The 12,462-nt window shown below is 63.4% G+C and carries 8 protein-coding genes; 2 read left to right on the forward strand and 6 right to left on the reverse strand.

Annotated features, from left to right (window positions below):
- Window positions 1-217: 217 nt before the first annotated feature.
- Window positions 218-859: a TetR/AcrR family transcriptional regulator gene (locus B8784_RS06920; RefSeq protein ID WP_084396863.1), complete on the reverse strand. Its 642-nt coding sequence runs from the start codon at window positions 857-859 to the stop codon at window positions 218-220.
- A gap of 145 nt (window positions 860-1,004) precedes the next feature.
- Between B8784_RS06920 and B8784_RS06925 the strand changes: the two genes are divergently transcribed.
- Together B8784_RS06925 and B8784_RS06930 are read left to right on the forward strand one after the other, a co-directional pair.
- Window positions 1,005-1,982: an ornithine cyclodeaminase family protein gene (locus B8784_RS06925; RefSeq protein ID WP_084396864.1), complete on the forward strand. Its 978-nt coding sequence runs from the start codon at window positions 1,005-1,007 to the stop codon at window positions 1,980-1,982.
- A 20-nt stretch (window positions 1,983-2,002) separates the two neighbouring features.
- On the forward strand, window positions 2,003-3,148 hold the full coding sequence (locus B8784_RS06930; RefSeq protein ID WP_084396865.1) for an alanine racemase: 1,146 nt from the start codon (window positions 2,003-2,005) through the stop codon (window positions 3,146-3,148).
- Window positions 3,149-3,228: 80 nt separating this feature from the next.
- On the opposite strand, the gene B8784_RS06935 is transcribed toward B8784_RS06930, so the two are convergent.
- The 5 genes from B8784_RS06935 to B8784_RS06955 all read right to left on the reverse strand — a co-directional run bounded on the left by B8784_RS06935 (window position 3,229) and on the right by B8784_RS06955 (window position 12,370).
- Window positions 3,229-4,419 (reverse strand): cystathionine gamma-synthase family protein, encoded by a 1,191-nt coding sequence (locus B8784_RS06935; protein ID WP_084396866.1) that lies wholly within the window; start codon window positions 4,417-4,419, stop codon window positions 3,229-3,231.
- A gap of 142 nt (window positions 4,420-4,561) precedes the next feature.
- On the reverse strand, window positions 4,562-6,775 hold the full coding sequence (locus B8784_RS06940) for a S9 family peptidase (RefSeq protein WP_084396867.1): 2,214 nt from the start codon (window positions 6,773-6,775) through the stop codon (window positions 4,562-4,564).
- 24 nt (window positions 6,776-6,799) lie between these two features.
- A complete protein-coding gene (locus tag B8784_RS06945; RefSeq protein WP_084396868.1) occupies window positions 6,800-7,954 on the reverse strand; it encodes a M24 family metallopeptidase in 1,155 nt (384 codons plus the stop codon).
- A gap of 47 nt (window positions 7,955-8,001) precedes the next feature.
- A complete protein-coding gene (locus B8784_RS06950; protein WP_084396869.1) occupies window positions 8,002-9,594 on the reverse strand; it encodes a peptide MFS transporter in 1,593 nt (530 codons plus the stop codon).
- Window positions 9,595-9,733: 139 nt separating this feature from the next.
- Window positions 9,734-12,370 (reverse strand): TonB-dependent receptor domain-containing protein, encoded by a 2,637-nt coding sequence (locus B8784_RS06955; RefSeq protein WP_158085615.1) that lies wholly within the window; start codon window positions 12,368-12,370, stop codon window positions 9,734-9,736.
- Between the last annotated feature and the right edge of the window lie 92 nt (window positions 12,371-12,462).

Genomic DNA, 12,462 nt, shown 5'->3' on the forward strand with positions numbered 1-12,462 from the left:
CCGTCTGCCTCTCGCCCCTCGGCAGCTTCATCTCAAAAGCGCCGTACCGGAGAACACTTACATACAATTTCAAATCTATCAATACGGTCACGAGGGTGCTAGGCCAGACGCTATGTTACGAGCGACCACCCCGATGATGAAGGCCCCTGCCTGCCCTCAACGCCCCGGACACCCGGCGGCGTCGCGCATCAGCGCGCAGGCATGGCAGGCGCGCCGGTCAGCCCGGAACGGCCCCGTCCCGCTCAAGCAGGCACATGGCCGAATAGTGCAGCGATTCCAGTATGTCCGGGACGTCCGTCTCCGTCTTCAGGAAGATGCGCCGGGAGGCCAGACCGCTCAGCGTCAGGGTAACGAGGTCACGGACCCGGTTGATCTGGTCGCTGTCCAGCCCGGTATCGCCCAGAACTTCCTCCCAGACCCCGCGCAGGTCCTGCGTCAGAGATGTCTGCGCGCGCAGCAGCTTCTTGTTGAGCGCCGGATCGCGGCGGGAATCGCGGATAATCTCGACCATGGCGACATAGGATGGCAGCCGGTAGATGCTCCAGGTCAGGTCGATGATGGTGCGCAACCGCGTCGGAAGATCATCGGAGCCCTTCACCGAGCTGCGCAGCTTCTTCGTCAGCTGGTCGGACGCCTCACCGGCCACGGCCAGCAAGAGCGCGCCCTTGTCCCCGAACAGGTGCTGGACCGCGCCCCAGCTGACCCCGGCGCGCCGCGTAATGTGGCTGGTGCGCAGGCCGGCATAGCCATGCTCATTGATCGCCTTGATCGTCGCATCGATCAGAACCCGCGTGGTTTCGGTGCGCCGTTCCTTCTGGGTGCGCCGAGGCGGTCGTTTGGCGCTGGTCTTCGTTGGCATTCACTTCCCCTGATCTTCTCACAAAACGTTTGGTTCAAAACGTATCTTACCGATGGACCGTCTGCCAGAGCAAAACGCCGAGCCGCGTCATCTCTTTTCCTTCAGCCCGGCTTTTAGCCTTTCAACCTCTGCGGAGCCTTAATACATGCACTTTGTTTCAGAACCCTTCATCACCTCTGCCGTCAGCCAGGACGCCGTGACCGAGGCCATCCGCCAAGTCTATGCCGCCATGGCCGGCGGCGACGCGACGAATTTCCCGGTGGTGCGCGAGCGCCTTGGCTATGCCGACGCCATCTTCGGCTTCAAGTCCGGTTTCGACCGCACGACCGGCGGGCTCGGGGTCAAGGCAGGCGGGCTCTGGCCCGGCAATGCCGCAAAGGGGCTCGCCAATCACCAGTCCACCATCCTCCTGTTCGATCCCGACACCGGCGCCCCGGAGGCCCTCGTCGAGGCGGGCTATCTGACCGCCCTGCGCACCGCGAGCGCCAGCGCGCTGTCGACCCGGCTTCTGGCCCGTGACGATGTAAAGACGCTCAGCATCATCGGCGCCGGCGGTCAGGCCCTTCACCAGATCCGCGCCGTCTGGGCGGAACGTAGCTTCGAGCGCGTCCTTGTCAGCGCACGGTCTCTGGCCGGGCCTCAGCGCGTTGCTGCGCAATTGAACAAGGAGGGCATAGAGGCCGTTGCAACCGACATGGAGACAGCCGCACGCGAGGCCGATGTGCTGATCACGATTACCCCCTCCTTCGAGGCTTTCGTCAGGGCCGCCTGGATCCGCGAAGGCACGCACATCGCCTGCATGGGCGCGGACACAAAAGGCAAGCATGAGGTCGAGCCCGGCCTGATCGCCATGACAGAGACCTTCGTTGACGAGCCCGCACAGGCCATCTCCATAGGCGAATGCCAGCACGCCTACGAGCTTGGTCTGATCGAGGAAGCCGCCCTTACGCCGATCGGCGCCGTCATTTCAGGTCAGGCCCCCGGACGCAGCAGCCCTGAGGCTATCACGCTCTTCGACAGCACCGGCGTCGGCCTGCAGGATATTGCCGCTGCCCGCCTGGCCCTGAGAACGGCACAAGCCGCCGGTGCGGCGCTGGACCTGCGCGCCCTGGCAAAACAATAGATTTCGGGAGAGCCTCACCCATGACCACCAAACGCCCCCTCACCGAACTTCAGACGCCCGCGCTTCTTCTCGACCGGGCCCGCATGCGCGCCAATATCAAGCGGATGGCCGACCATGTCGGCAAACTCGGCACCGTCATCCGCCCGCATGTGAAGACCCACAAGAGCGCCCAGGTGATGCAGGACGTCATTGCCGGCGGGAACACCCAGGGCATCACCGTCTCAACCCTGCGCGAGGCGGAATATTTCTTCGACCAGGGTGAGCGCGACATCCTCTATGCCGTCGGCATTATCCCCTCCAAGCTCGAGGCCATCGCCGCCCTCGTCGCGCGCGGGGCGCGGATCAAGATCATCCTGGACAGCGTCGAGGCCGCCCGCCTCGTGGCGGAAAAGGCCGCCGAGCTTGGCCTCTCCCTGCCGGTGCTGATCGAGCTCGACGTGGACGGCCATCGCTCCGGCATCGCGCCGGATGGCGACCAGCTCATCCCCGTGGCCGACGCCGTCCTGCAAAGCGCACCGCATCTCCGTTTCCGGGGCGTCATGACCCATGCCGGGGAGTCCTATCACGCAACCTCCGAGGCAGACCTCAAGGCCGCCGCCCGCAATGAACGCGACATGAGCGTGCATGCCGCCGACCGGTTGAGACAGGCCGGCATCGAGGTGGACGAAGTCTCCATCGGCGCCACACCGACCGGCCTCTTCGCGGAAGACCTGAGCGGCATTACCGAAGTGCGCGTCGGCGTTTATGTCTTCTTCGACCTCGTCATGGCCGGGATCGGCGTCTGCGACACCTCGGAGATCGCGCTGAGCGTGCTTGCCTCCGTCATCGGCCATCAGGCCGACAAGCAGTGGGCCATCACCGACGCCGGCTGGATGGCCATGTCCCGCGACCGGGGCACGGCAAACCAGGCGGTCGATCAGGGCTACGGCCTCGTCCTCGGCCTTGATGGCGAGCCGATGGAGGATTTCTTCGTCGCCCGCACCAATCAGGAGCATGGCATCATCGAGTCGCGGAGCGGCGCAGGCGATCCGACCCGGCTGGCGATTGGCGACAGGGTCCGCATTCTGCCGAACCATGCCTGCGCAACCGCCTCGGAATATGACCGCTACTACGTGATCGAGGACGGCGAGATCGTCGCCGAATGGCCCCGCATCAACGGCTGGTGACATCCTCCACGGCCCAGGGCCGCACGCCATAGGCGCGGCCCTGGGCCAGACCCCGTCCAGCGGGTTGAAACAGGAATCTGTCAGAGGCTTGCAAGCGCCTGGGTGAGGTCCGCGATCAGGTCATCGGGATCCTCGATCCCGGTGGAATAGCGGATCAGGCTTTCGGAAATACCGAGCGCGGCGCGCTGTTCGGCGGTGCATTCGACATGGCTGGTCGTGGCCGGCGGGCCGACGGTGGTTTCGACCGCTCCGAGATTGGCCGCGGCATGGGCATGTTTGAGACGCGGCAGGAAGCGTTTCACATCCTCGAAGTCCCCGCCCTTGAGCGAGAAACTCAGCATGCCGCCAAAGCCGCGCATCTGACGCGCAGCGATCTCGTGGCCCGGATGCGACTCAAGCCCCGGATAATGCACCGTCTCGACCTTGGGATGACCCTCCAGGAACCGCGCCACCGCCAGCGCATTCGCGTTCTGGCGCTCGATCCGCAGCGCGAGCGTCTTCATCCCGCGCAGCAGGAAATAGGCCGCCATCGGGTGCAGCGTGGCGCCGTTGATCTCGCGGAAATGATAGATCTGCTCGACCAGCGGGCGCGCCCCGCAAATCACCCCGCCCAGCGCATCGGCATGGCCGCCGAGGAATTTGGTCGCGCTGTGCAGGACGAGATCGGCCCCGAGCGAGAGCGGGTTCTGGTTGATCGGCGTGGCAAAGGTGTTGTCCACGACAACCATTGCGCCCGCCTGCTTGCCCGCCGCCGAGAGCCGGGCGATATCGAGGATCTTCGCTGTCGGATTGGTCGGCGTTTCGAGATAGACGAGCTGACAGCCCGCTGCGATCTCGCGCTCGATCGCCTCATGGTCGACCGTATCGCACAGCACCGCCTCGATGCCGAAGCGCGGCAGGAACTCCTGAAACAGGACCGAGGTACCGCCATACGTGTCCTTCACCGAAACCACGCGGTCACCTGGCTTCAGCAGGCCGAACAGGGCCGAGCTGATGATGCCCATCCCGGTCGCGGCACTGGTGACGGCTTCGGCGCCTTCCAGCAGCCGGACCTTCTCTTCAAAGGCGGCAACCGTGGGATTGGTGTTTCGGCCATAGATGTGGCCCGGCGCCTTGCCCAGTGCGACGGCCTGCCATTCATCGACATCCTCGTAGCCGAAGGCAACGCTGTGCACCACAGGCACCTGCGTGGCCCGGTCCATCCACGATCTTTCCTCGCCGCCCCAGATGCAGGCTGTCGATGCCGACTTGTACGAGATTGGCTTACTCATTCTATGTCTACGCTCCCCTGAAACGCATTTTCACAAGCCGGCCTGAGCCGGCGGCGTGGCCTAGCTTGCACACATACATTTTGCATACAATGTTTTTGTTCGAGCATGACAGGGCTTGAGGCCCTGCCTGCCCGCGACACGGTCAGTCCTGCTTGTTTTCGTCGAGACGGTAGATGTCCGACCGCCAGCGGTCGCCCATCATGTGACGCGCGAAGAACTGCCAGAGACGGCGCTGCTCATAGCTTCTGTCCTCGGCCATATCGTGGTCCTGACCGGGATAGATCATGAACTCGAACGCCTTGCCGGCCTCGATCAGCGCATCGGCCAGACGCACAGAATGGGCGAAATGCGTGTCGGTGTCGCTGTCGCCATGATAGAGCAGGAAGGGTGCGTCCAGGCCGTCGGCGATGGCCTGATTGGTCTTCATATTCACCACCCACTCGCCATCTTCCTGCTCGACGCCGAAGAAGTATTCGCCGGAATTCATCTCCGCGATCCGGTTGTCATGATTGCCGGAGCCAGCCGCCCCCGCCTGGTAGAGGTCTGGATAGGTGAACAGCAGCGCTGCCGTCATGAAGGCCCCGCCCGAATAGCCGAAGACACCGGCGCGGCTCAGGTCGAGCGCGTCGACCTGTTCGCCCAATTGCTCGAGCGTGGTCCGGCTGTCGGCCAGCGGATAGTCGCGGACATTGCCACGGCTATAGGTGAGGTACTCCTTCGCGCGCACGCCCTGCGCCTGCCCTCGCGTGGACGACGCCATGATGGCGAACCCCAGCTGCGAGAAGGCGACGCGGGAATCGGTCGGATAGAATTCGAGCGCGAAGTTGCCATAACCCGACGGGTTCGGCTGCGGGTTCACGAGGATGGGCACGGTCTCGCCCGGCTCGACATCGAAGGGCATCCAGAGACTGCCATAGAGCGGGGTCTCGCCGTCGGCGGCCACCGCCTCGAAGGGCAGCGGCGGCTCCCAGCCGGCCTCTTCCAGAGCGGAGATGTCGGTCTGGTAGAGGTCCATCAGCTTGTTGCCGTTCCCGTCCAGCAGGACAGAGCGCGGCGCCAGGTCGGGGCGGCTCCAGGTGTCGACCATATAGGCCCCGTCCGGCGACGGATGGAGGTGGTGATAGCCCGACTCAGGATTGAGCAGCACCGTCTCGCCCGTCTTGAGATCGACCCGGAAATGGTGACGGTAATGCGGATTCTCGCCTTCCTGAGCGCCATAGCCCGACACGATCAGGGTCCGGTTTTCCTCATCCACATGCAGGATGTTCTCGATCACGACCTCACCGTCTGTCAGCTGGCGCACCAGCTCCCCCTCGCCGGTATAGAGGTAGAGATGGTTGTAGCCGTCGCGGTCCGACAGCCAGATAATCTCCTTGCCGCCATCAAGCACCCGGAAGACTGGATAGCGGACCGTAAAATATGGATCGCCCGTCTCGTGCAGGATGACATGGCTCTCGCCCGTCTCCGGATCGGCGGCGACCAGTTCGACCTCGCCATAGCCCCGGCTCATCCGCACATAATAGATCTCGCCGGTGCCTTCGGGCGCCTGGATCCCCTTGCCGATCGTGCCGACACCGATGTCCATATTGCCGACGAACTGGCCCGGCCAGCGGGCGGTATCGATCTGCACGGCCGTCTCGGCTTCGGCATCGAACACCCAGAGCTCCGGAATAGGAACATGCTCGTCACCGGCCGTCGCGAAGTGAAACTCCCGCAGTGCCGGACGCGGTTCGGCCAGCGCGTTCAGGATCCAGTACTCACCGACCTCACGATTGTCCCAGCGCTCCATCCAGAAGCGCTTGGCATCGGGAAACCAGCCCAGCCTTGCCCGGAAAGCTTTCTGGGAGTCCCAGCTGCCATCCTCGGCGGCAAAGCTGCGGCCCGGTTCGCCATCCGTGGTGAGCTGGGTCTGCTCACCGTCGGGCGAGATCAGGACGACATTGTGATCAACGACGCCGACACGGAAAGAGCCGTCGGGAGACAGCAGCCCGGCTGGGCGCTCTTGCGCCGCTCCGCTGGCCGAGGCCTCCGGAGCAGCCGCGAACGTCTTCTCGCGCGCGGCGATGTCCACCGTCGCGCGAAAAGCCCCTTTGGCTGTGCGATAGTCGAAAGTGAAGCCCTGCCCGTCTTCGGACCAGTCGGGTTTCACAATGTCCGGATCGAAGCGATAATCCCAGGAGAAGCTGTCCTTCCGGCCCGCTGCCTGATCGACCGCGTCTTCCCCGTAGAGAAGCGCATAGACCTCTTTCGGCGTGAACCGTTCGGCCGCGGCATAATCCGGCCCATCGGCCATGGCGGCCCCGGGCACGAGCAGGAAAGCGGCGGCGAAAAGACTGGCGGGCTGGAGAAGACGCATCGTCCGGACCTTTCTGTAATCGGCTTAGAGAACCTGCAGCGTATGAGGGATCTTGGACAGGCTTTCACTGCCTGTCTCGTTGACGAGCAACGTGGCCCCGGCGCACCCGGTCGCCATCGCATCGGTATCGAGGAAAACCATGTGCGGGAAGAACACCATGCCCGGTTCGATAATGCGGTCATTGCCCCGGAAGATGAAGGCGCCTTCCATCCAGGTCGGCGGATAGGCGATGCCGATGGAGTAACCGCAGCCATTGAGCGCGCAATCGCGTTCGCCTGCCTTTTCGGCAACGCCTCGATAGGCATCGAACATGGCGCTCACCGGATTGCCCGGCTTGCAGGCTTCCTTCGCCGCCTCGAAGGCCTCGATCGACAGCTTGCGGAGGTCTTTCTGCCGCTCGGTGACGCTGCCGACATAGAGCGTATGGAAGAGGCAGCCATGATAGTGGAGATAGGCCGCGCCGAATTCGAGCTGAACCTGGTCGGTCTCCTGGATGACGTTGTGGTGGCCGGTGAAGTGGCGCACCAGCATGGCGTGCTCACCCGTGCCGAGGATCCAGCGGCTGGCGGCATAGTCCCCGCCCATCTCGAACATCTTGTTGTGCATCGCGCCCATCAGCTCGCCTTCGGTCAGGCCGGGCTTCACAATGTCCATGGCGACGTTCAGGCAGGCATCGGCGATCTCGGCGGCCTTGCGGACATATTTGATCTCGCCGGGCGTCTTGATGAGGCGCAGGTCGGCCACAAGGTCGGTCGCCTCGACGAGCTCTGCCTTGCCGGCAAAGGCCGTCTCGACCATGTTGGCGCGCTTGGCGCTCAGGCCGAAGGAATCGTATTCCACACCGAACCGCTTGCCCGAGCCGACAAGCTCCACCGCGATCTCAGAAAGGATCTCGGCCGGATTGATGTCTGGGTGGTCGTCATAGATGCGCACATCCTCGATGATGGAGGTCATGCGCGCCGCGCGCCGGTCGGGCTCCCTTGTCAGCAGGGTGAACTGGCCGTCCGCTGTCAGGATCGCGGCCTGGAAGGAGATATACCCCATCGTGTCGTAACCGGTGAGATAATACATGCTTTCCTGACGGAAGAGCAGCATCGCGTCGAGATCCCGGCGCGCCATCTCCTGAAGCACACGCTTCTGACGCGCTTTCAGATCATCGACGGGAAAATGAAGAGCCATAGGCTTGCCTCTCTTTTACAATACAAGAACAAAAACCGGGATGCGCCCTATCCCGCGTCAGCGCGTGACAGCATGGGCCGTCCGCGGCTGGCGCGTTTGATGGATGGACGCAGGAGGATGAGCGCCGCTGCGCTGAAGCAGCAGGCGAGGAGGATGCCCCAGAAGACCGTCTTCTGGCCGACATCATAGGCCAGGGCCCCGAACTCGCCGGCGAGCCATGTGCCGATGCCGAAAACGGAGTACCAGGCCCCGAACACGAACGGCACGAGCCGCTCGGGCGAAAAGCGGCTGACCGCCGCAAACATGGTCGGCCAGAAGAAGATGTCGCCCAGGCCGAAGCAGATATAGGTCGCCACGATCCAGAGGACGTTGCTCTTGCCGTCCACGGCGAGGTCACGCTCATAGGCCGCGCCGAGCTGGAAGACATAGCCGATCGCCAGCAGCGCCAGCCCGATGGCGAGCTTCTGGGACACGTCCGGAGACCGTCCGGTCTTCTCCAGCCGGATCCACAGCTTGGCGAAGAGCGGAGCGAGCGCGATGAAGAAGCCGGTACTGATCGTCAGAAACCATGTCGCCGGCACTTCAAACCCGATCACCACACGGTCCGTCTGGGCGTTTGTGATGAGATGAAGGAGGCCGCCCTTCTGGTAGAACGCGAAGGCGTACACGATCGAGAAGAAGCTGCCGACGACAATCACGTTGAGCTTGGATCGCTCGCTGGCGGTGAGTTTCACCCGTTCGGCACCCGCCTCTGTCGGCTTGCGGTTGCCGGCATACCTGCCGACATCGCCGAGATAACGCCGCCGCAGCAGGATGAAGAACAGCACACCGAAGAACATCCCGGCGCCGGCCGCGCTGAGGCCATAGTGCCAGCCGAGCTTCTCACCCATCGTGCCGGCCACGAAATTCGCCGCGAAGGCGCCGACATAGACGGCCGCCAGGAAAATGGTGAAGGCCGCGTCGCGCTGACGGTCGTCCTTTTCGTAGAACTTGCCGACCAGGGAGGTCACTGTGGGCTTGATGAAAGCCGTGCCGAAAATGATGAAAAACAGCCCGGCCCAGAAGCTCAGCGACGTGCAGACATAGGCCGCCTGCGCCACCAGCGTTCCGGCCTCGCTGCCGGTCAGCCGCTCGACAGCCGCCGCCAGGTCTGCCTGCATAGTGTCATTTACGAAGAGCAGGCCGCGCGGGAAGCCGGCGCTCGCAATCGCGTCATGCACGGGCACGCCGGAAATCTTTTCGAAGAGAAACGGGAAATAGGCCGGGCCACCGAGACAGAAATGGCCAAGCGTGACGAGGATACCGCCCCAGAGGACGCAACGCTGCTCGCCGAGCTTGGTACTGGCGAGCCAGCCGCCAAAGGTGGGCGTGATGTAAACGAGCGCGATATAGATGCCGTAGAGGCGGAGCGCGTCGGCTTCGTTCCAGCCGAACCCGTCATTGACCACCGGGTCGGTGAGAAAGAGGACCAGGAGCCCCAGCATCCCGTAGAAGCTGAACCGCTCCCAGAGCTCGGTCCCGGCCACCAGGAAGAGCCCCTTCGGATAGCCGAACAGCAAACCGCCGGGAGCTTTGACACCTGATTGTTCCGTGGAGGTCTCGCCTCCGCCCGGCTTGCTGCCGGCTTCGTTCTCCGTCATCTGGGACCTGCCTTCCTCTTCTGCGTCTGACTGTCAGCCTGCTTACCGGCATGTGCGCGCGTGTATGAGGGAGCACGACAGCACACATGCCGGAAGCAAGGCAGGGCAGCCCCAAGAGCGCTGCCCCACCCGCGGGACTTTAGAAGGTCTTCTTCAGACCGGCATAGAGATAGCGTCCACGCAGATCGCCGATATAGCGGTCCCAGCCATCGGTGCTTTCAGCCACGAACGGCAGGTCGGCATTGAAGAGGTTCTCGGCTCCGACATAGGCCCGCAGGCCGGACAGGAGGCCGAAGCGCTCGGCCGCGGCAGTGTCGGTGAACTCATAGCCGAGCTGCAGGTCGACCGTGGTGTACTCATCGACACGGCGGTCGATGCCGGCCGATTCCACAACGTCGCGGTAACCATCGGTATAGTGGATGCCGAGGGAGGCATCGACCGGCCCCCAATAGCCATTCACCGTGCCCGACAGGCGAAGCTCCGGCATCGGGCCGAACGCACTGCTGTATTCATCGAGATATTCGATGGTCACGTCCGCGCCGGTTTCCTTGAACTCGGTCAGACGCGTGGCATTGAGCAGGAAGCGGTATGTCCCGTAGCTGTCGGTCTCATAGTCATAGTTCAGGCTGATATCGACGCCCGAGACAGACCGCGTACCGCCATTGTCGAGCCGCAGATCGAGGGTCGGATAGAGCGTCACCGGATCACGCGTGATCGAGCCGGCGGTTTCCGTGCCGTTGAGCAGGGCCTGACCGTCCGGCTGACGGATGATGTTGGAAATCTCCATGTCCCAATAGTCGACCGTGAAGAAGAGATTCGGCGCGAAGTCGGGCTGGAAGATCACACCGGCGCTCAGCGTCTCGCCCTCTTCCGGGTCGAGTTCGCTATTGCCCCCATAGATGCGGTCGACCGGGAGGAAGCCATCCCGGACCGGGTCATAGTAGAAACCGCCGCCTTCTGTGTTGTAGCGGACCGGATCGGTCAGCGCGGACACGCTCGGCGCCCGGAAGGTCTCCGCATAGGAGCCACGCAGGACGACACTCTCGCCGAACAGGCCGATGCGGCCGAGCACCTGGCCAACCGTCGAGGAACCGAAATCGCTATACTCCTCGCTGCGGAGCGCGCCGCGCATCTCGATGGACTGGACCGTCGCATTCTCGACCGGCGCACTGAAGAGCGGCACACGCAGCTCCCCGAAGAAGGCGTCGATCTCGCGGCTGCCGCTCTCGCTCTGGAGCGGACCGCCCATCCACCAGTAGCTGGCCGTGGACCAGCCGCCGCTGGGCGTGAAATCGAACGAGACATCGCGGTGCTGATAGCCCGCCGCATACTGGACATTGCCCTGCCCGAAGAAGTCGAACAGATCACCGCTGACGGTGGCGTCGAAGGTCTCGACCTGGTTCTCCTGCACCCAGTGCGCATCCGGGCTGATCGCGTCGAGCACGTCGGCATCATTGCACCAGTAGCAGAAGGGATTGAAATCCCCGGCCGTGGCAGCCGCCTGGGCCGGCGCATAGTTGATGTCGTTCTGGTAGTTCTCGTCGATTTCCTGCTTGTAGTAGGTGTAACCGACATCGTAATTGAACCAGCTGGCCAGCGCGCCTTCGAAACCGACCGTGCCCTGCAGCGAGGTGGTCTCGAAATCTTCGGTCATCAGGCCAGCGGCCTGCTCGCCGAAGGTGTAGACGACAACGACGTCCTCGCCGAAGGGATTGTTCGGATTGTCGGCGCCAACCGCGACATCGGTATAGGGCGGGTTCGCGATGAACTTCTGATCGCGCTGGTCGTAGACGCCGCGGGAATAGAATTCCAGCTTGTCGGGAATGGCCTCATAGCTGGCCGCCCAGTGACCGGACAGACGCTCTTGCGGCGGATAGGTGCCGTACTCGTTCGTCGATTCCGCCTGACGGTCGAAATCATAGGCCATGAAGTCGCTGACATCGGTCGGCACATAGCCCGGGTCGAAGCGGTCGATGTCGACGCTGTAAGAGGAGCCGGCATTCGGGCCGCTCTGGACGATGATCTGGTGCGGCGAACCATTGAAGCTGCTGCGCCGGTCAAGCCCGCCATACTCGGTATAGTCCCGGCTGGCTGTCAGCTCGCGGTCATGCTTGTTGAAGCCTTCCCGGTCCTGATAGGCCAAGCTGCCGGTGAAGTTGAACGGACCCTTGTCAAAGCCGATGACGCCGGCGATCCGCGCGGTCTCGGCCCCGCCTTCGGTGGCCCCGCCATAGGAGGTGGTCAGCTCGAGACCGTTGAAGTCCTTTCTCAGGCGAATGTTCACCACGCCGGCCACGGCGTCGGAGCCATAGATGGCGGACGCGCCGGTTTTCAGCACTTCGACGCCTTCGATGGCCTCGGCCGGGATCGCGCCGATATCGGCGACATTCTCACCGGCCAGACGTCGGCCGTCGACCAGGACCAGCGTGTACTGGTCGCCCACGCCGCGCAGGTTGATGGAGGACCGGCCGCCGCCATACTCGTCGGTCGTCGAGGAATTGCTGATACCGGTATTGACCGGAAGCTCGCGGAGGAAGTCTGCAGCCGACTCGGCCGGCGTGTTCTCCAGCTGGTCGCGCGTCACATACTGGACAGGCTGGGCTGTCGTGTCGGACGTCATCGACGGCGTCTTGATAAGGCTGCCGACCACGACAACCGTATCCATCTGGGCCTCATCCTCCCCCTGCTGCGCTACCGCAATCGGTGCGGTGGCCGCGAGCACGGCCGCCGAGCTGGCGACGAGCATTGTGCGCTTGAAACTGATGCCTGCATTCATGGCTTTCCCCTTTGTTGCCCATGAAGCGACCCCCGCAACAGGAGAGTCACTTTCATACATTGCAAGTGTTATGTATTTTCTCGCGGACCCAG

It is taken from the genome of Henriciella aquimarina (genome assembly GCF_002088975.1).
GTDB classification, from domain to species: Bacteria; Pseudomonadota; Alphaproteobacteria; order Caulobacterales; family Hyphomonadaceae; genus Henriciella; species Henriciella aquimarina.